The following is an 18585-nucleotide window of genomic DNA, read 5'->3' on the forward strand; positions in this document are numbered from 1 at the left end:
CCAATAGTCCCCATGCGGCGTGACGCAAATCACGCCACCTCCCGCAGCCGGTTTCAGCGCGTGATCTGGCCGATCACGCCCTCGGCCAGCCAGTTCATGCCGAGGATGTCGGCGTCGCTCAGGGCCTTGCCAGCGGGGATCGCCGGCTGACCCGCGTTGTCCTGCACACCGGCCTTGCCGCCCGCGAACACCGCCAGCTTGCCAGCGGCCATGTCGGCCTGGCGCTTCTGCACCTCGGCCTGCACCGCAGCGGGTACCTTGCTGCCGAACGCATCGACGCGGATCATGCCGTCCTTCACACCGCCCCAGACGCTCTCGCTCTTCCAGCTGCCGTCGATCACGGCCTGGACACGGCGGGTGTAGTAGTCACCCCAGAGGTGGGTCACGGCGGCGATCTGCGCGTCGGGCGCCACCTTGCGCATGTCCGAGTGGTAGGCCACGGCCAGCTTGCCGCGCTCCTGCGCCGCCACCATCACCGCGTTGGAGCCGGTGTGGAAGGCCAGCACCTCGGCGCCCTGGTTCATGAGCGTGAGCGCGGCGTCGCGTTCGCGCGAGGGGTTGAACCACTCGCCGAGCCAGACCACGCGCACCGTGGCCTTGGGGTTGACCGAACGCATGCCCAGCGTGAAGGCGTTGATGCCCTGCACCACCTCGGGGATCGGAAAACCCGCCACATAGCCAGCCTGCGTGGCCATACGTCCCGCAGCAATGCCGGCGAGGTAACGGCCTTCGTAGTAACGCGCGTTGGACGTGGCCACGTTGGGCGCTGTCTTGTAACCGGTCACCGACTCGAACTTCACGCCCGGGAACTCGCGCGCCACTTTGAGTGTGGCCTCCATGTAGCCGAAGCTGGGGGTGAAGATGATCTGATGGCCCTGCATCGCCAGATCGCGGATCACCCGTTCGGCGTCCGGTCCTTCGGCCACGTTTTCCACATAGGTGGTGGTCACCTTGCCGGGCAACGCCGCCTCCACGGCCTTGCGGCCCTGGTCGTGCTGGCGCACCCAGCCGGCCTCGGTGAGCGGTGCCACGTAGACGAAAGCGGCCTTGAGCGGTGCGCTCGCCGTGGCGGCCGTCTGGGCCTGGGCGGTGAATGGAAAAGAAAAGAAAAAGCTGGTGACCGCCAAGGCGCAGGCGCGCCGGGCCACGAGGTTTTTGTACATGGTGTTCCTCGACATGGCTTCCGGTTGGACAAAAAAAGCGAGCCGGGGAAGCACCGGCTCGCTGGGGTGTCGATTCTACCGCCCGGCGTTCAGTCCGCCGCCGCCTGGCTCAACGCCGCCCGGCAGTCCGCGCGCCGCTCGGCGCTGATGAAGCTGGCTTCGAAGCTGTTGCCGGCCAGCGCGATCACGTCATCCCGGCTCAACGCCAGCGCCTGCGTGGTCTGCTCAAAGTTGGCGTTCATGTAGCCGCCGAAGTAGGCCGGGTCGTCGGAGTTGATGGTCACGCAGAGGCCCGCGTCGAGCATCTTTTTCAACGGGTGGTCGCGCAGATCGGCCACCACACAGAGCTTGAGGTTGGACAGCGGACACACCGTGAGCGGCAGGCGCGTGTGGGCCAGCTCGGCCATGAGCAGCGGGTCCTGCAGGGCGGCCACGCCATGGTCGATGCGCTGCACCTTGAGCAGGTCGATGGCCTGCCACATGTACTCGGGCGGCCCCTCTTCGCCCGCGTGGGCCACCAGGTGCAGGCCCAGCTCGCGGCAGCGCGCGAACACGCGCTCAAACTTCTCTGGCGGGTGACCCATCTCGCTGGAGTCCAGCCCGACGCCAATGAAGTGCTCGCGGTACGGCAGCGCGGCGTCCAGCGTGGCGAAAGCGTCTTCTTCGCTCAGGTGGCGCAGGAAGCACAGGATCAGCGCCGAGCTGATGCCCAGCTCGGCTTCGGCCTTCTGGCAGGCGCTGGACAGCCCTTCGATCACGGTGCCCATGGACACGCCGCGCGCCGTGTGGGTCTGCGGGTCGAAGAACAGCTCGGTATGGATCACGTTGTCGGCCTTGGCGCGCAGAAAGTAGGCCCAGGCCATGTCGTGAAAATCCTGCGCTTGGAGCAGCACGCTGGCACCTGCGTAGTAGATGTCCAGAAAGCTCTGCAGGTCGGTGAAGGCATAGGCCGCACGCAGGGCTTCCACGCTGGCGTAGGGCAGGCTCACGCCGTTGCGCTGCGCGAGCGCGAAGATCAGCTCGGGCTCCAGCGATCCCTCAATGTGGATGTGCAGCTCGGCCTTGGGGACGGCGCGGGCGAGTTCGATGGCGTTCATGGCGGGGCGGCTCTCTGGAAGGGTGTGCTGCCGCACATGATACGCAGAGGCCTTCGAACCTCTCCTTGAGAAATACAGCCAGAAATACCATACCGTATGGTATGTTTCGCCTTCTCAATCCATCGAACCGGAGGTTTTCATGTGGGCATACCAACGTGGCAGCTGGCTGCTCGTCGCCCACGTGCTGCCCGTCTCGGGCGCCTGGCTGTCTATCGCACTCGGCCTGCGCATGACTTGGCCGCCCAGCCGGCCCCGCAGCGCGGCATGAACATGGTGCACCCCCTCACCCGCAACGACTGGCTGGAAAAAGGCCTGCATCTGGTCGGCGATGGCGGTCCGCAGCAACTCCGGATCGACACCCTGTGCCACGCGCTGGGTGTGACCAAAGGGTCGTTCTATCACCACTTCGCCAGCCAGCCCGCCTATGTGAGCGCCCTGCTCGCCCACTGGAAAAACACCTACACGCAGCAACTCATTGACGCGGTGGCCGGGCTCGACGACCCGCGCTTGCGCAGCGAGCGCCTGAGCCAGTTGGTGTTCAGCAAAGACATGAGGCCCGAAGTGGCCTTGCGGGCGTGGGGCAACAGCCATCCCGAGGTGGCCGCCACGGTGCAGGCCGTCGACGCCCAGCGCATCGCCTACCTGACGGACCTCGCGCAGGGCATGGGGGTGGGGCCGGTCCAGGCCCGCTTGATGGCCAGGATGGGCTATGCGCAACTGATCGGCATCCAGCACCTGCCAACCCTGGTCACGCCCGAGGACGCGACGCAGATGGACCACACCCTGTACCTGCTGCTCTCGACCCAGGGGATGCGGCCATGACCCCTTCGGTGTGGGCCGCTGGCCTGGACTTTCTGGCCGCTGCCCTGCACATCGCCATCATTGCCGGCGGCCCGGTCTGGTACCGGTTCTTTGGTGCCGGCGAGCGGATGGCGCGGTGGGCCGAACAGGGCCGCCCGGGACCGTCGTTGCTCACCGCAGGCATCGCGTTGGCGCTGGCAGGCTTCGGGCTCTACACGCTGTCGCTGGACGGGTGCTGCGACGCGCTGCCGTGGCGCCGTGAGGTGGTGTGGGCGATCACCGGTGTCTATGCCGTTCGCGCTGCCGTGGTCTTGGGGCTCGCACCCTGGATGGCGACGATGCGCACACCCTTCATGCTGGGTTCATCGCTGATCTGCGGCTTGTACGCACTTGTCCACTTCTGGGCGCTGCACGCCACAGCCTAGGCGCGAGTCTGGGCCTGAAGCACCCATGGTGCGGCGATACCACTCATGGAAATGCCGCATGCCGTCCTCCAGCGGCGACTGATACGGTCCCACGTCAGAGGCACCTCGCGCGAGCAGCGCGCGGCGACCAGCGTCCATGCGCTCACCGATCTCATCGTCTTCCCTGGCCGTTTCCATGTAGGCCGCTCGGTGTGCCTCGATGAACTCGCGCTCGAAGGCGACGATTTCCTCTGGGTAGTAGAACTCGACCACATTGACGGTGTCCTGAGGCCCCTTGGGATAGAGCGTGGACAACACCACCACGTGCGGATACAGCTCGATCATGTGGGCGGGAAAGTAGGTGACCCACACCGCACCGAAATCGGGGGGCGCGCCGGTTCGATAGCTCAACAGGCGGTCGTGCCAGGCGCTGTAGATGTCCGAACCCGGCGAGCTCAACGCGTCGTGCACGCCGACCCGCTGCATGCTGTACCAATCGGCAAACTCCCAGCTCAGGTCATCGCAACTGACAAAGCGGCCCAGGCCGGGATGAAAAGGGGCGACGTGGTAGTCCTCCAGGTAGACCTCGATGAAGGTCTTCCAGTTGTAGTTGCACTGGTGGATTTCCACGTGATCGAGAACGAAACCAGAGAAGTCGAACTCGGGCCGCGCGAACAGGGGCGCCATGTCCTGGGCCGGATCACGTGCCCCTTCGAACAACAGTCCATGGCAGTTGCGCAGCGGAAACCGCTCCAGGTTCTTGCAGGGTTTGGTTTCAAACTGAGGTGCGCCCAACAACTCGCCCCGATCGTTGTAGGTCCACCGATGCAGCGGGCAGACGATGTGCCCGCCGGCGGCGGCCAGGTTGCCCCTGGCATTGACCGACCCTGCCACGTTACCGGGCTCCCCGCCCAGGATCAGCGCCTGGCGATGCCGGCAGACATTGGAGATCAGTTCCACGCCCTGCGGGTTGCGAACCAGGACGCGGCCTCCATCTTCCTGCACCAGCCTGTGCCAGTCGCCCAACTGGGGAACGGCCTTTTCGTGACCCAGGTAACGAGCGGACTGATTGAAGATCAATGCCTGCTCGTGTGCAAACAGGGTCTCGTCAAAGTAGGCGCCCACAGGCAACTGAGGGGACGCCGGAAGCACATGCGCCAGGCGGGCGATGTCGTTCATGGAATTCTCCAGGGCGTGGCGGTGCGCACCGGCCTGCAAGGGCGGCGGCAACGCAAGGACAGTGACCCGGAACTACGAAGGATCGGCCTGCAATCGGGCGATGCGCTTGTCGATCGGGAGCTTGGGGCAGGTGCTGCATGTCTCGCCGTCATGGCGGCGAAAGTGGTGGCAGCACACTTTGCGGTCCAGAGCGAGTGCGGGCGTCCCGTCACGTGCCCGGTAGGCAAAAAAGCCGCAGCCACCGGGAATGCCGAGCTGCGCCAGCCAGTGCGCTCCCAACGAAGCCACTTCATCCGCGTCGTGCAGACCGGGCGCGCTGCGGTGCACCAGCAGCAGCGCGCCCAAGACACACTCGGCCTGCAATCGGTCGGCGGCGCGGGCATGCAAGGCCACCAGCGGTGTCAGTGCGGTGCGCATGGATGGGCACAGCCCATTCAGTTCGGCGGCCGCCAGACGGATGCGCGAAGGCAGCGCTGCGCCCTTCACAGGCGCATGAACCGGCAGTTGAAACCCGCTGGGAAAGCCCTTCACCACGGGCTGCGCCAAACCGGCAAGCCTCGGCACATGCGTGTCGAGGTGCGCAGCCATCACGCAGAGATAAACCGGTTGCCAGATCGCCAGCCCCCAGCAGCGCAGCGCCACATAGTGCGCGCCGGCTTCCGGGTACGACTGCGCCCAGTGCCTGCACAGTGCCCGAAGCGCGCCCGGCCTGTCCGCCGCCACATCGTCGTGGCGCAACGCACCGGGCAGCGGCGCGCTGCCCTGCACGCCCCGCAGCGCGGGCGCGATGCGTGCGGCCAGTTGCAACACGCGGGCGAGGTCGGCATTGGGTGCACACGACCACGCAGGGCTCGATGCACAGTCCGGCATCGCGTCCCCGGCCCGCCTGTCCAGGCTCATGCCAGGCTTTCTTCGATCGGTTCGGTCCGCGCGGCGGCGCGTCGCCGAAACCCGGCAATCGGATTCACAAGGTTGCCGGCCATCTTCAGACTCGAAGCCGGGTCAGACAGATTGACCATCTGAACGTTGTTGCCGAGCTGCAGGCGGTTCAGGCAGGAATGCAGGAACTCCGGCACGAACATGTCGTGGTGCGCGAACTTCTCCTCCAGTTCCGGGTGGGCGTCCTGGTAGTCGGAAACGCAGTCCGCCACCGCGCGCCAGAAGTCCTCTTCGCTGCAGCAGGCGTTTTCCACCAGCACCTGGTTGATGTGACGCAGCACGCCGTCAAACACGTCGATGAAGATGCCCAGCAGCTTGAAGTGGTCGGGAACCTCCACAGCCAGGCGTTGCACGCGCTCCGGCAACCAGGCCCTGGCTTCGATGTTGAGGATGGCGCATTCTTCAGCGATGTCTTTCATGATGGCCCGCACCGGCACGTGCTTGTCGAGCACCAGGATCAGGTTTTCGCCGTGCGGCATGAAGGTCAGCTCGTGCTTGTAGAAGCAGTGCAGGAGCGGCGTCAGGTAAGCCGCCAGGTAGCGCTGCAGCCAGGCGACGGTATCCAGACCGGACCGGCGGATCAACTCGGGCAGCAAGGCGTGACCGTCTTTGTCGACATGCAGCAGCGCGGCCATGGTCATCAGGCGCTCGCCCGGTTGAAGGAGCGGCAGCGGGTTTTCCCGCCACAGCGCAGAGAACATCTTCTTGTAAGGCGTGTCGACCGGAATCGCAGCCTCGTAGTGGTGGTTGCGAAAACCAATGGCGGCCACCTCCTGGAGAATGGTGAAGCCGTTCGCGCGCAGGAAGGCGTCCCCGGTGACCAGCTCCTTGATGAACTGATTGATGGCCGGCGTGCCCGACATGTAGTAGGGCGACAGACCGCGCATGAAGCCCATGTTCAGGATGGACAGCGAGGTCTTGACGTAGCGCTTGCTGCGGTCGCTGGTGTTGAAGAAGGTGCGGATCGATTGCTGGGCGATGTAGTGGTCCTGGCTGTAGGCCAGGCAGATGATCTTGCGCTGGGCCACATAGCCTGCAAACGCGATCGACAGCTTGTTGAACCACTGCCAGGGATGGGCCGGCATGAAGTGGTAGTCGGCCGGGTCCACGCCGAGCGCCGCCACCTCGCGGACAAAGCCGTCCACCGTGTCCTGCCCGAGTTCTTCGGCCAATAGCTGGTCGTAACTGAGCGTGGAGATGCTGGAGAAGGCGGCATGCTCCTTGTGCACGGCCAGCCAGATCAAACGGATCGCCGAGCCCGCTTCCGGCGCGTAGGCGCGGTAGTCGGCTGCGGTGAAACCCAGCCGCCCATTGTTGGCAACGAACCCCGGGTGGCCTTCGGTCATGGCGACCTCAATGGTCTGGAAGTCGGTGGCTTCGGCCAGCTGGGCGCTGCTGGGCGCGTCGGCCTTCATGCGCTTGAAGGCGCTGCCGAACAAGGTGCTGCTGATCTCGTCGAGGTAGATGGGCAGCAGGTCCTCGCGAATCCCCAGGCGCTGGCGGCATTCGATGATGAACTGCAGCGCGTCCAGCGGCCGATCAGCGCCGTTGACTTGTTTGTGGATGGTTTCCGGCTTGATGTACCAATGCCGCAGCGCCAGGCGCTGGGCCTCGAACTGATAGCGAGCGGTGCCGTCGTCCGAGAAGAGTTGGTACAGCGAAAAACCAGCCTGGGCAGGACGCAGCGGCTCGGGTTCGACGATCAACTCGTGGGCGTATTCCGCGATGGCTTTGCGCAGCAGCAGGCGGTTGGCCTGTGCCCAGACCTCCGGGTTCAGGTGGGAGGCGAATTGCGCCGGGTCGTGCGCGATCTGATGGGCGATGGTGACGTTCATGAATGGAATTCCTCCTGGGTGGCGGCCGTGGCCTGTTGAAAATCTCGTCGGGTGCAAAAGGCGAGGCTGGCGATCTTCTCGGGGAAGGCCACATCTCGGTCGTGGACAAAGCCCGCCGAGCGGTTCAGGGCGTGGACCTTGTGGTTCGTGGCGTCGGGCTCCACCACGATGCGCTGCGCACCGAGGTGCTCGAACATGAAGCGCATCAGGGCATGGAACACGCAGCGCGAGTAGCCAGCGATGCGTCGCTCGGGTGGCCCAATGAAGATGTGCATGCCCAGGTCGCCGGGCTGCACGGGGTAGAACGCGCGGATGCGGTCTTGCGCAGGGTCGTAGCACTCGGCCAGGAAAGCCGGTCGCTCACCCTCCCATCCGATGTAGGCCGTGGCGGTGCCGGAGTCCATCATGCGTTGGTAGGCCTCGCGCACTTCTGCTTCGGTCTTGTCCTGCATCAGCCAGAAGGCGGCGCGCGGCTGAACGAACCACCGGTGCAGCGTGGGAATGTCTTCGGGAATGCGCAGCGGGCGGAAATCGAATCCCGCCTCATCGCGGTAGCAGCGGTGAAGCGCACTGGCGCGGCGGTGGAGCACATCAGTGGACATGGGCGGGTTCCTCCAGGGGCGTTGGATGGGCTTCCTTGGCGCTTTGCGCGATGTGTCCGGCGCTGGGCACCTTGAGAATCAGGCGGTCCAGCAGCGCGGTGAGAACGAAGCCAGCGGCCGCCAGCAGGAAAGGCACGTGAAGCCCGTATTGCTTGACGATGGCGCCCGCCGCGAACGAAGACAACAGCACGCCCATGTTCTGAAAGAAGTTGGTGATCGCGTAGTCGTTCGCATAGCGCTGGGGCGTGGACAGGCGGAACAGGTTGACCTCCAGCTTGACGATGATCTGGAAGAAGGCCCACCCGTACAGCACGCGCCCCAACACGATCAGCACGGGATCGGACGCCGCATGCAGCAACAGGCCGACCGCGCCCAGCAGCAGGTTGCCCACCGTGTGGTCAGGCAGGTGCCCGCCGCGTGCGCGGATCCAGGCTTGAAGCCGCAGCGCCACGATGGCCACCACGCCCGGAATGGCGAAGGCCATGCCGGACACCAGCTCGCTGTCGTTGCCGGTCATCGCCTGCCAGTACAGGGCGAAGAACGGGCGGATCAGGTAAGCGCTGAAGTCGAACATCAGCATCACCAGGGCCAGCTTCAGGATGGGCAAGCGGGCCAGCAGCCCATCGCGGCGGGCTGCGGCGGCCTCTGTCTGCGCGTGCTCGCCGGTGTTGACGCGCACGAACTTGCCGCTGAGGATCAGGTAGAGGCAGACCACCATCTGGACATAGTCCCCTGCGGCCATGGCCAGGATGCTGGCGCACGGCCCCCAGGTCTGCAACACGAAACCACCCACCACCGCCCCGAAGATGGCGCCGAAATGCACCACCACCGACAAGATGCCGATGGTGCCCGCGTGCTGCTCCTTGGGGGTCAGGCGCATCAGGTACGGGTACATCAGCAGATAGCTGCTTTTGCACATGAACATCAGCATCGAGAGCACCCAATAGGTCTCCACGGTGGGCGCCCAGTCGCTCAGCAGGCTGAACGTGCCCGCCGCAAACTGGGTGTAGACCAGCAGATGCACAGGCTCGACCCGCCGCGCCACGCGCGCCCAGAAGGGCAGCGTGCACATGACGGCGATGGAGATGGCGGCCACATAGGCGCCCACGTGCACGGGGCTCTCGATGCCGTAGCGTGCGCTGAAGAACTGTGGATAGAAGGGGATGAGGATGGCGTCGCTGATGACGGCCAACACCGTCATCGTGATGATGTGAACTCTCAGATTCATGCCGGGCGCCTCAGAGCGGGACGAAGTCCGCGGTGGACGGCACCGCGAAGTCCTGTATGGCAACACGCCGCTCGATCTTGTAGTGCTCCACACCCGTGAGCTCACGCAGGATGTAGGAGTTGCGGTAGCAGCTCATGCCCAGATCCTGGTTGGTCATGCCGTGGGTGTGTTGTCCGGCGTTCTGCACAAAGATCTCGTTGCCGTTGACATCGGCGGCGTAGTTGCGCGCCAGCCGGTAGCGGCCCCGCTCGTCCCAGTGCAACCTGTGCCGTATGCCTTCGACGAAGGGCGGAATGTTTTCCCGGTAGCCCGTGGCGAATATCAGCCCCTCGCTGCGATGGGCGTAGCGCTTCTCGCAGTCGAGTTGCTGGAACTCGATGTCGTACCGTCCTTCGACCGGGTCGTGGCGGCAAGCCTGCAGCTCACAGTTGGTGAGCAGGTGCGTGCGCAACCTGCCCTGCTTGCGCCTGTCGTCCAGCAGGTCGTAGATCTGGTTGATGAGGCTGGCGTTGACGCCCTTGTAGAGGCTGTCCTGCGCACGGACGATGCGTTCCTTCTTGCCGTCGTCCAGGTGGTAGAAGTAATCGATGTAGTCCGGGGAGAACATCTCCAGCGTGAGCTTGGTGGTCTCCATCTGGAAGAAGCGCGCTGAGCGCGTGATCCAGGTCAGGTGGTAGTCGTGCCCGTCGGCTTCCTTGAGCAGGTCGTGATACACCTCGGCCGCACTTTGACCACTGCCGACGATGGTGATGGAGCGCTTCTGCTGAAGTTCAGCCTTGCTCGCGATGTAGTCGGCCGTGTGCAGAAAGCGGTGGCCGCCGGACGCGCAGCATGGGGGAAGCAGCGGCCTGGAGCCCACGCCCAGCACGAGCTTTCGACAGCGCATGATGAAAGGCTCGCGCTGCGGTCCTTGCACACCGGTGACCACGTAGCAGCCCTGGTCGGGGTCGTAGGCCAGCGCTTGAACGTCGCACTCGAAGCGCGCCTTGGTCAGGCGCGCCGCCGCCCAACGGCAGTAGGCGTTGTACTCCGCCCGCGTGAGGTAGAAGCTCTCGCGGAAGTAGTACGAATAGAGCTTGCCCTCTTCCTTGCAATGGTTCAGAAAACTGAAGGCACTCGTGGGGTCGGCCATGCTGACCAGATCGGCCAGGAAAGGGTTTTGGAGTGTGGTGTCGTCGATCAGCATGCCGGGATGCCAGTTGAACTCCGCATTTCGCTCCAGAAAGACCGCCTTCACGTCGGCGAGGGGCTCCGTGAGGCACGCCAGGCTCAGATTGAAAGGTCCGAGCCCGATCGCCACAAAGTCATAGATATTTTTGTTCACTGCAAACAACTCCCGATGAACTGGCGCGCTGGTGGGCGGCACGTGAAGGTCCGGCCGAAGCGAGCGACTACCACTCATAGGTCACGGTCGCGGTGGTGCTGCGCGCGTCACCCCAATAGCAGTACTGCTGGCTGTAGCACGAAGCCACATAGGCCTTGTCGAACAGGTTGTTGACGCTCAGGCGCAGGTTGGCGCCCTTGAGCGAGGGGCTCCATTGCGCCAGGTCGACGCGAAACATCAGGTCCACCAGCGTGTGCGAAGGCACCTTGAGGCTGTTGGCGTTGTCGACCCAGCTGGAGCCGACATGGCGCGCCCCGGCACCCATGGTGTAGCCCGGCATGAAGTTCCAGTCGCCCCAGATCGAGGCCATGTGGCGGGGTGCCTGGTAGGGTGTGTTGCCCGTGAAGCCATCCGATGACTCGACGAACGTCATGTCGGTGAGGGTGTAGCTCGTCAGCACCGACACCTGTTTGTTCACCCGCGAGCGGGCCTCCAGTTCCAGACCCCTTGAGCGCACCTTGCCCGTGGGCTCGAAGTAGAAAACGCCCACGGGACGCGTGGCCACATTCTTTTGGGTCAGGTCGTACACCGCCGCAGACAGCAGGGTGCTCGAATCCTTGGGCTGGTAACGCACGCCCACCTCCACCTGCCTGGTTTCAGCGGGCGGCAGGTTGTTGCCTTGCTGGTCACTGCGCAGGCTCGGGTTGAATCCGTCCGAATAGCCCACATACGGTGCAACGCCGTTGTCGAACAGGTACACCACACCGGCTCGCTGGGTGAACTTGGATCCACGCCACTGGGCCGGATCGCCGGTACCCATCTGGTTCGACACTTTGGCCTCGTCCACACGGCCTCCCAGCGTGAACCGCCAGCGGTCCAGCTCCGTCTGGTTCTGCAGGTAGAGGCCTGTCTGCTCAAGACGGCGCTCGATGGGGTCGCTGGTCAAACCGGTCAAGCCCGGCGCACCGTAGCTGGGATGGAGCACGTTGATCGGCAACGCACTGCCCGATGCCCAATGCCCGGTCACCCGGCGGTTCTGATGGTCCAGCCCGGTCAGCAGGGTGTGCTTGAGCGCGCCTGTCCGGAAGTGGCCTTCCAGCTGGTTGTCGATGGTGTTGCCGCTGGTCGACTCATCGGCGCCTGAGTAGTAGCGGGTCAGCTCGTTGGCACTGGCCCAGCCGTAGCCGTAGATCTGCCGCAGCGTGGTGTCTGCCGAGACATTGCGGAAGTTCTGCCGAAACTTCCATTGATCGTTGAAGGCGTGTTCAAGCTGGTAGCCCAGGAAGCGCTGCTTGCGCTGGAATTTTTCGACGCTGGCATCGCCATCAAAGAAGTAGCGGGAGATCAGGCGACCGTTGTGGCTGGCATTGAGGCTGGCATCCGCCGGGACACCACTGTGGTAGCTGCCTTCCGGATCATCCTGCACGTAGGCCTGAAGCAGCACCCGGGTGGCATCCGAGGGGCGAACCTCCAACGACGCGGCCAGCGCCTGACGCTCTTCCTTGACGGTGCTGAACTGCGAGTCCAGCGAGCGCACCAGACCTGAAACCCGGAAGGCCATCACGCCTTCTTGGTCGACCGGCCCTGAAAGATCGATCGTGCCCTCTTGCCGATGTCGGTTGCCTGTGGTGAGCTGGACCTGGTGGAAGGGCTGGTACAGCGGTGTGGCGCTGGTGAGCGCCACCAAGCCGCCTGGCGTCGCGCGCCCGTACAGCACGGAAGCTGGCCCTCGAACCACGTCGATGCGCTCCAGGAAAAAGGGATCGACCTGCATGGAGGTGTAGCTGCCCTGGTCGCTGAGCATGCGCAGACCGTCCAGCTGGGTGCTGTCCACGCTGCTGTCCTTGAAGCCCCGAAGGGCCACATAGTCGTAGCGGTTGGATGCGCCCACGAGACCGGTGAAAACGCCGGGCGAATAGTTGAGCGCCTCGGGGATGCTGCGTGGCTTCTGGTCTTCGAGCTGCTGCTTGGTCACCACCGAAATGGACTGGGGCGTCTCGATGATGGGGGTGTCGGTTTTGGACCCCGAGGCGCTGCGCCGGGCGATGTAGCCGACCCCAGCGCTGGTGGCGGTTTCTTGCTCGGCGCGGGCCCGCACGACCACCGTGGGCAGACTCGCTGCGTCCGATCTCGCCGGGGCCGCCCTGACGACAAAAATGCCACGCTCCAGGGTCGCCACCAAACCGCTGCCAGCCAGCAGTTGCTCCAGAGCGGCTTGAGGCGTCAGCCGGCCGGACACCTCCGGCGCCGTCCTGCCCGCCACCAGCGCCGGCTGGACCACCAGTTCGAGCCGGGTCTGTTGCGCCAGGTCATTGAGCGCCTGGGCCAGGGGCTGGACCGCGACTTGGATCTGCACGGGTGTGGAGGCTCGCGTGTTGCCAGGATCCTGGGAATGGGCCACCGGGCTTCCGAGGGCCAAAGCCAGGGCCACCGAGGGCAGGTGGATGCGTGAACAGGGCATGCGTGCAATCTCCGAGAGAAAGTTGAATAAGAATCTTTCTCATGTAGACGCACGGGGTCGGCGAAACCCTATGTCGGGTGTTGAAAAAAAATGGGCCGCAGGGAAGGTGGGGCCCGCTGATCGCCGGCTATCGAGCGGCGTGAACGACCTCGACCCCGCCCTCTCGCTCGCGAAGCTGCACGGGCAGAACCCGCGGCAGGAGACGGGCAAAGTTGTCCGGCCGGCGCGGGTTGAAGGTGCCCGTCACGCGCAGCGCGGCGACGGCGGGCTCACGCACGGTCAACGGAACCGGGCCATAACGCTCGAACTCCGCCAGCGCCTGGTCCAGCCGCACATCGTCAAAACTGACGCGGCTCTCACGCCAGGGAGCGATACCCGCAGCGGGTACCACGGACACGGCACCCAGCAAGCCCGCCCTGTCGCTGGAAATTTGTTGCCCAGCGACCAGTTCGACAGGCGATTCACCTCCGCCGGACGGCGTTGCGCGCACCACCCGCACACGTCCTTTTTCCACGGCCACGTGGACACCTTCGCGGCCAGGCACGTCGGGCGTGTGGCGCACGGAAAACCGGGTGCCGACGACCGTGATGCGCAACGGACCCGCCAGCACATCAAAGGGACGCGCCGCATCGCCCTGGACCTGGAACACAGCCTGCCCCTGCGGCAGCCGAACCTCGCGTCGATCGCGGTACATCGTCACATCGGCTCTGGTGAGCGTGTCCAGTCTCAGATGGCTGCCCTCCGGCAGGGCCACCTCAAGCTGTTGCCCCCTCCCGGTGGCAAATTGCTGCGTGAACACCGGTTGCTGCTGCCAATGATTCCAGGCCAGGTAACCCCCACAGACCACCGAGAGCGCCACACTGGCCACCGCCGCCTGCGGCACCCACAAAGCCAACCCACGCCACCAGGCACGCCGACGCGGCACGGTGGGGGCGGATGCGGTCCTGTCGTCGGCCAGGTTCTGTTTCAGCGTGCGCACACCGTCCGCCGGCAACGCGTCGAGGATGCGCCAGTCATCTTGGTGCCGTGCAAAAGCCGCCGCATGGGCACTGTCCGCCGCCAGCCAGGACTGAAGCGCCGCTTCGTCCGCAGCGTCGAGCGACCCACCGGCACGTCGCACGAACCAGTCCAGCGCCACATCGTCGGTGTCTGTGGAAGGTGCGGTTGGCGCCTGGGCTGGCTGCGGGGTACTCATGGCGTGGTGATCGGCTCTGGGATGTAGACGCACCAGCAGGCCCAAACCCCATGCCGGGCAACCAGGCGTGCAGACAGATTCATTTGCGGGCAGGTTTTCTTCGACGAAGCGTCGGCTCAGCGGTGGCCTCGGCTGTGCCGTCCAGTTGCGCCCTGCAGCGCCTGCAGGCTTCCATGGCCAGCTTGACATGCTGTTCGACCATCTTGCGCGAAATGCCCATCTGCTCGGCCACCTCTGCATGCGACATTCCGTCGAACTTGTGGAGGATGAAAGCCTCCCGGCAGCGCAGCGGCAAGGCGTCGATGGTGGCCAGAAGCGCGTGGACGCCCTGTGTCGAGGCGGCGGCCACATCGGGTTCACCGGCTTGAGGCGCCGCAAGCTGATCGAGCTCGGCGGCAGAGGCTTCCGCATCCGCGTGTAACGTCTCGCCGCGCACCTCGCTGCGGCGGTGCAGGTCGATCTGGAGGTTGCGCGCCGTGCGGTACAGCAACGCCCGGGGCTCCGGCACGGACTGGCCGGCGTGCTGAAGCGCGAGGACCCGCGCATACGTTTCCTGCACGACGTCGACCGCAGCATCGCGGCTGCGCACCGTGCGAGAACAGAAATTCAGCAGCTCTTGGTAGTAGCGCTCAAGCACGGGTGGATCGATACCGATGAGATGACGGCATCCCGTCAACGCGCAGACGTCGGGATGTGGAGGTGCTGGGTGAAGCGCCCCATTATAAATGCGAATTATTATCAAATACATTGAATCGACGGCACGGGGTACCTCTTCTTTGTTTCAAGAAGCACCGTTCCAGCAGAGGCCTGCCTGACCGAAGTCGCCCGGTGGCGGGCGTCCGATTTCAGGGCCGTCCGCACACACCCAGTGAGATGCCGAGCCGCGTCAGGTAGCGGCGGTAGGCACTCGACATGCGGTCGGCCGGGCCGTGCACCTCGCCGACGCCGCTGTCTTTGCCGATGGGCAGGGTTTTGGGTTGCTGCGATTCCACGATGGGCCGGTCTTGCGCGAACACGGCGTCCTGGAAGGCGCGCAGTTCTTCGTCGTCCGACAAGTCGCCCAGCGTGGCCATGGCGAACCAGGCGGTGCAGGCCTCGGGGCCGTCGGGGCGGATGAAGAGCGCGATGGCGTTGCTCACCGGGTCGCCCTCGGCCGCGTCCTTGCGCAGGATGGCCGCGTAGGGGTGGGGCACCTCGTAGCGGTAGGCCACCCAGCCACCCTCTTCGGCGCCCGCGTAGCCCTTGGGCTGCCAGGCTTTGCAGTCGCTCACCGCCACGCCACCCTCGCCCTCTTCCACCCGGCCGGTGTCCACCTGCGCGTGGCTGCGCGCGCCGAGCCAGCCTTCGTGCACGAAGCCGAAGTGGCTCAGGTCGAGAAAGTTCTCCACCAGGCGCGGCGCGCTGGTCTGCACCTCGTAAGGACCGCAGACCAGCTGGCGCCAGACCGGGTCGGTCCATGGCTCGAACACCGGCGGTTCGGCCAGGGCGGCGGGCACGTGGGTGCGGTCCGGCCGCTGCAGGCGAACCCACACCAGGCCGTGGCGCTCCACCGCTTCAAACGCCGTCGCGCAGTGGGACGCCGGCGGTTCGAACGTGGGCGACGCCGGCACATGGGCGCAGCGCCCGACCGCCACCGCTTCACCGTGCGCCGAACGGGCCGCCACATCGCCCGCGAACTGCCAGCCGTGGTAGGGGCACTCCAGCCGCGCGCCGTGCAGGTGGTGGAGCACCCGGCCCAGCGAGAGCTTCGCGCCCCGGTGCGGACAGCGGTCGGCCCAGGCGTGCACCAGGGCGTCGTGCCCATGGTCGTGCGCCGGCTCGCGCCAGAGCACCAGCGGCTGACCCAGCAGCTCCACCGCCGCGGGTTCGTCCCGCAGGTGCATGGACGCCATCACCGGGTGCCAGAGTTGTTTCTCGATCATGGGATCTCCTCAAGCAAAAAAGCCGCTGCGGATGCAGCGGCTTTGGGCCAGGGCACCGCAGGTCCGACGGTGGTCGATCTGCCAGGTGTCCGGGGCGAAGGGCCTTTCCCAGGATGCGGTGGAACCGGCTCCGCCGGGCCACTCGCATCGCCCCCTTGAGGGGGTCGCGCCTGCGGCGCGGCGGGGGTGGGTCAGTTCGGCACCTTGCCTTCGACGCCCTTGACGTAGAACTTCACGCCACCCAGGAACTTGTCGTCGGCGACGACGTCCTTGGCCAGCACTTCCTTGCCGTCCTGACCCAGGATCGGACCCTTCCAGATCGAGAAGCTGCCGTCTTTCAGGCCGGCCTTGATGGTCTCGATCTTGGCCTTGGTGTCAGCGGGCACGTCTTCGGCAATGGACACCATGTCGATCGCGCCTTCCTTGTGGCCCCACCACACGCCACCGGTGCTCCAGGTGCCTTCCAGCGCGTCCTTGGTGGCCTTGATGTAGTACGGAGCCCAGTTGATCACGGCAGAACCCAGGTGGGCCTTGGGGCCGTAGGCGGTCATGTCGGAATCCCAGCCGAAGGCGCGCTTGCCTTTTTCTTCGGCCGTCTTGAGCACGGCGGGCGAGTCGGTGTTCTGCATCAGCACGTCGGCGCCACCGTTGATCAGCGAGGTCGCGGCTTCGGTTTCTTTCGGAGGGTCGAACCAGCCGTTCACCCACACCACCTTGGTCTTGACCTTGGGGTTGACCGACTGCGCACCCAAGGTGAAGCTGTTGATGTTGCGGATCACTTCAGGGATTGGGATCGAGGCCACGACGCCCAGCGTGTTGGTCTTGGTCATGGAACCCGCGATCACGCCGGCCATGTACGCGCCTTCGTAGGTGCGGCTGTCGTAGGTGCGCATGTTCTCGGCGGTCTTGTAGCCGGTGGCGTGCTCGAACTTCACGTCCTTGAAGTCGGGCGCCACCTTGAGCATGGGCTCCATGTAGCCGAAGGTGGTGCCGAAGATCAGCTTGTTGCCCTGGGTCGCCATGTCGCGGATCACGCGCTCGGCGTCGGGGCCTTCGGGCACGCCTTCGACAAAGCTGGTCACGATCTTGTCGCCGAACTCGGCTTCGATCGCCTTGCGGGCGTTGTCGTGGGCAAACGTCCAGCCACCGTCACCCACCGGGCCGACGTAGGCAAACGCGACCTTCAACGGCTCGGCCTTCGGTGCCTCGGCAACGGCCGGCGCCGGTGCGGGCGCCGCGGCGGGTGCGGGCGCTTCTTCCTTCTTGCCGCAGCCGATCAGCGTGGCGCTGGCCAGCGCGGTCAGCGCGAAGGCCTTGATCAGGGAACGTTTGCTCAGTTCTGTCATGGAAACCTCTTGGTGGGTGGGTTAAAGAAATCGAAACAACAAATGGGATTGAAACACGAGTCTATGCGCAGGCCCACCCCTCCGGGGACACCGCCGGGCCGGCTTTGCCGGACGGCCGGTGTCGCCTCCTTGGGGGTGACGCCGAAGGCGGCGCAGGGGGAGCTTCATCATGCGCCAGGGTAAAAGGGCTTCCCGATCGAAGTGGGCATGTTGATGCGGATCCAGGTCGGGTTGCGCGAGATCAGCACCAGCACCACGATGGTGGCCAGGTACGGCATCATGGTCAGGAACTGGCTGGGCACGTTCACACCGATGCCCTGCAGGTGAAACTGCAGCATGGTCACGAAACCAAACAGGTAGGCACCAAGCAACACGCGTGCCGGTCGCCAGGTCGCGAAGGTGGTGAGCGCGAGTGCGATCCAGCCCTTGCCGGCGATCATGCCCTCGACCCACAGCGGCGTGTACACGGTGGACACGTAAGCCCCGGCCAGACCGCAGAGCCCGCCGCCGGCCATCACGGCCATGAGGCGGATGCGGCGCACCGGGTAGCCCAGCGCGTGGGCCGACTCCGGGCTCTCGCCCACGCTGCGCAGCACCAGGCCGGCGCGCGTGCGGTAGAGAAACCAGATCAGGCCCAGCACCAGCCCCACGCACACATAGACCATGGGATGGTGGCGGAACAGCATGGGGCCGAGCAGCGGGATGTCGGCCAGCACCGGAATGGTGAAAGGCGGCAGCGAAGGCAGCTTGGCCTGCACGAAGCTGGTGCCCGCGAAGGCCGAAAACCCCGCGCCAAACAGCGACAGCGCCAGCCCCGTGGCGTACTGGTTGGTGTTGAGCCAGATCACCAGCACACCGAACACCCCGGCCAGCAAGGCGCCCACCGCCATGCCGGCCGCGAAGCCCGCCACGGTGCTGCCGGTGTGCACCACGGTGGCAAAACCCGCCAGCGCGGCGCAGAGCATCAGGCCCTCGGCACCGAGGTTGACGATGCCGGCCTTTTCGTTGATCAGCAGGCCCAGCGAAGCGATGGCCAGCACGGTGCCCGCGTTGAGCGAGGCGCCGATCAGGAGTGCGATGGATTCCATG

At 65.3% G+C, this 18585-nt stretch carries 17 protein-coding genes; 3 read left to right on the top strand and 14 right to left on the bottom strand.

Going from position 1 to position 18585, the window contains the following annotated elements; translation table 11 throughout:
* Positions 1 to 53: 53 nt before the first annotated feature.
* Positions 54 to 1163 (bottom strand): BMP family ABC transporter substrate-binding protein, encoded by a 1110-nt coding sequence (locus tag IM738_RS15775; RefSeq protein ID WP_236961926.1) that lies wholly within the window; start codon positions 1161 to 1163, stop codon positions 54 to 56.
* 89 nt (positions 1164 to 1252) lie between these two features.
* The gene (locus IM738_RS15780) at positions 1253 to 2260 is read right to left on the bottom strand and encodes an adenosine deaminase (protein ID WP_236961927.1); all 1008 of its coding nucleotides are present in this window, start codon (positions 2258 to 2260) and stop codon (positions 1253 to 1255) included.
* A gap of 139 nt (positions 2261 to 2399) precedes the next feature.
* Between IM738_RS15780 and IM738_RS25940 the strand changes: the two genes are divergently transcribed.
* From IM738_RS25940 to IM738_RS15790, 3 genes are read left to right on the top strand one after another with little or no spacing between them, the layout of a single operon-like run.
* Positions 2400 to 2528, top strand: coding sequence for a hypothetical protein (locus IM738_RS25940; RefSeq protein WP_272907664.1), 129 nt, complete (start codon positions 2400 to 2402; stop codon positions 2526 to 2528).
* Entirely contained in the window at positions 2525 to 3082 is a 558-nt protein-coding gene (locus IM738_RS15785) for a TetR/AcrR family transcriptional regulator (RefSeq protein WP_236961929.1), read from the top strand. The genes IM738_RS25940 and IM738_RS15785 overlap by 4 nt, the downstream gene beginning before the upstream one ends.
* A complete protein-coding gene (locus tag IM738_RS15790) occupies positions 3079 to 3486 on the top strand; it encodes a hypothetical protein (protein WP_236961931.1) in 408 nt (135 codons plus the stop codon). The genes IM738_RS15785 and IM738_RS15790 overlap by 4 nt, the downstream gene beginning before the upstream one ends.
* On the opposite strand, the gene IM738_RS15795 is transcribed toward IM738_RS15790, so the two are convergent.
* From IM738_RS15795 to IM738_RS15850, 12 genes are all read right to left on the bottom strand, one after another.
* Positions 3424 to 4644, bottom strand: a complete 1221-nt coding sequence (locus IM738_RS15795; protein WP_236961933.1) for an aromatic ring-hydroxylating oxygenase subunit alpha — start codon at positions 4642 to 4644, stop codon at positions 3424 to 3426. The genes IM738_RS15790 and IM738_RS15795 overlap by 63 nt on opposite strands.
* A gap of 72 nt (positions 4645 to 4716) precedes the next feature.
* Entirely contained in the window at positions 4717 to 5544 is an 828-nt protein-coding gene (locus tag IM738_RS15800) for a siderophore ferric iron reductase (protein WP_236961935.1), read from the bottom strand.
* A complete protein-coding gene (locus tag IM738_RS15805) occupies positions 5541 to 7418 on the bottom strand; it encodes an IucA/IucC family protein (RefSeq protein ID WP_236961937.1) in 1878 nt (625 codons plus the stop codon). Before IM738_RS15805 ends, IM738_RS15800 begins: the two co-directional genes overlap by 4 nt.
* Positions 7415 to 8020 carry a GNAT family N-acetyltransferase gene (locus tag IM738_RS15810; RefSeq protein WP_236961938.1) on the bottom strand — a complete coding sequence of 202 codons (606 nt, stop codon included), beginning with the start codon at positions 8018 to 8020 and terminating at the stop codon, positions 7415 to 7417. Before IM738_RS15810 ends, IM738_RS15805 begins: the two co-directional genes overlap by 4 nt.
* Positions 8010 to 9248 carry an MFS transporter gene (locus IM738_RS15815; RefSeq protein WP_236961939.1) on the bottom strand — a complete coding sequence of 413 codons (1239 nt, stop codon included), beginning with the start codon at positions 9246 to 9248 and terminating at the stop codon, positions 8010 to 8012. The genes IM738_RS15810 and IM738_RS15815 overlap by 11 nt, the downstream gene beginning before the upstream one ends.
* 10 nt (positions 9249 to 9258) lie before the next feature.
* Positions 9259 to 10572: a lysine N(6)-hydroxylase/L-ornithine N(5)-oxygenase family protein gene (locus IM738_RS15820; RefSeq protein WP_236961940.1), complete on the bottom strand. Its 1314-nt coding sequence runs from the start codon at positions 10570 to 10572 to the stop codon at positions 9259 to 9261.
* A gap of 67 nt (positions 10573 to 10639) precedes the next feature.
* The gene (locus tag IM738_RS15825) at positions 10640 to 12928 is read right to left on the bottom strand and encodes a TonB-dependent siderophore receptor (protein WP_236961941.1); all 2289 of its coding nucleotides are present in this window, start codon (positions 12926 to 12928) and stop codon (positions 10640 to 10642) included.
* Positions 12929 to 13160: 232 nt separating this feature from the next.
* On the bottom strand, positions 13161 to 14228 hold the full coding sequence (locus tag IM738_RS15830; RefSeq protein ID WP_236961942.1) for a FecR family protein: 1068 nt from the start codon (positions 14226 to 14228) through the stop codon (positions 13161 to 13163).
* A gap of 79 nt (positions 14229 to 14307) precedes the next feature.
* Positions 14308 to 14865, bottom strand: coding sequence for a sigma-70 family RNA polymerase sigma factor (locus IM738_RS15835; protein WP_236961943.1), 558 nt, complete (start codon positions 14863 to 14865; stop codon positions 14308 to 14310).
* Positions 14866 to 15073: 208 nt separating this feature from the next.
* Positions 15074 to 16150, bottom strand: coding sequence for an aromatic ring-hydroxylating oxygenase subunit alpha (locus tag IM738_RS15840; protein ID WP_236961945.1), 1077 nt, complete (start codon positions 16148 to 16150; stop codon positions 15074 to 15076).
* A gap of 191 nt (positions 16151 to 16341) precedes the next feature.
* Complete coding sequence (locus IM738_RS15845; protein WP_236961947.1) at positions 16342 to 17496, bottom strand: BMP family ABC transporter substrate-binding protein; 1155 nt, start codon at positions 17494 to 17496, stop codon at positions 16342 to 16344.
* A gap of 167 nt (positions 17497 to 17663) precedes the next feature.
* Complete coding sequence (locus IM738_RS15850) at positions 17664 to 18584, bottom strand: ABC transporter permease (RefSeq protein ID WP_236961949.1); 921 nt, start codon at positions 18582 to 18584, stop codon at positions 17664 to 17666.
* Between the last annotated feature and the right edge of the window lies 1 nt (position 18585).

Source organism: Hydrogenophaga sp. SL48 (genome assembly GCF_021729865.1).
Lineage (GTDB): Bacteria > Pseudomonadota > Gammaproteobacteria > Burkholderiales > Burkholderiaceae_C > Hydrogenophaga.

What these genes read in the sequence shown, in the direction of transcription:
- IM738_RS15780 (WP_236961927.1), bottom strand. Translation starts at nt 2,260, where the DNA reads ATGAACGCCATCGAACTCGCCCGCGCCGTCCCCAAGGCCGAGCTGCAC.
- IM738_RS15790 (WP_236961931.1), top strand. Translation starts at nt 3,079, where the DNA reads ATGACCCCTTCGGTGTGGGCCGCTGGCCTGGACTTTCTGGCCGCTGCC.
- IM738_RS15800 (WP_236961935.1), bottom strand. Translation starts at nt 5,544, where the DNA reads ATGAGCCTGGACAGGCGGGCCGGGGACGCGATGCCGGACTGTGCATCG.
- IM738_RS15845 (WP_236961947.1), bottom strand. Translation starts at nt 17,496, where the DNA reads ATGACAGAACTGAGCAAACGTTCCCTGATCAAGGCCTTCGCGCTGACC.
- IM738_RS15810 (WP_236961938.1), bottom strand. Translation starts at nt 8,020, where the DNA reads ATGTCCACTGATGTGCTCCACCGCCGCGCCAGTGCGCTTCACCGCTGC.
- IM738_RS15815 (WP_236961939.1), bottom strand. Translation starts at nt 9,248, where the DNA reads ATGAATCTGAGAGTTCACATCATCACGATGACGGTGTTGGCCGTCATC.
- IM738_RS15785 (WP_236961929.1), top strand. Translation starts at nt 2,525, where the DNA reads ATGAACATGGTGCACCCCCTCACCCGCAACGACTGGCTGGAAAAAGGC.
- IM738_RS15850 (WP_236961949.1), bottom strand. Translation starts at nt 18,584, where the DNA reads ATGGAATCCATCGCACTCCTGATCGGCGCCTCGCTCAACGCGGGCACC.
- IM738_RS15805 (WP_236961937.1), bottom strand. Translation starts at nt 7,418, where the DNA reads ATGAACGTCACCATCGCCCATCAGATCGCGCACGACCCGGCGCAATTC.
- IM738_RS15830 (WP_236961942.1), bottom strand. Translation starts at nt 14,228, where the DNA reads ATGAGTACCCCGCAGCCAGCCCAGGCGCCAACCGCACCTTCCACAGAC.
- IM738_RS15840 (WP_236961945.1), bottom strand. Translation starts at nt 16,150, where the DNA reads ATGATCGAGAAACAACTCTGGCACCCGGTGATGGCGTCCATGCACCTG.
- IM738_RS15795 (WP_236961933.1), bottom strand. Translation starts at nt 4,644, where the DNA reads ATGAACGACATCGCCCGCCTGGCGCATGTGCTTCCGGCGTCCCCTCAG.
- IM738_RS25940 (WP_272907664.1), top strand. Translation starts at nt 2,400, where the DNA reads ATGTGGGCATACCAACGTGGCAGCTGGCTGCTCGTCGCCCACGTGCTG.
- IM738_RS15775 (WP_236961926.1), bottom strand. Translation starts at nt 1,163, where the DNA reads ATGTACAAAAACCTCGTGGCCCGGCGCGCCTGCGCCTTGGCGGTCACC.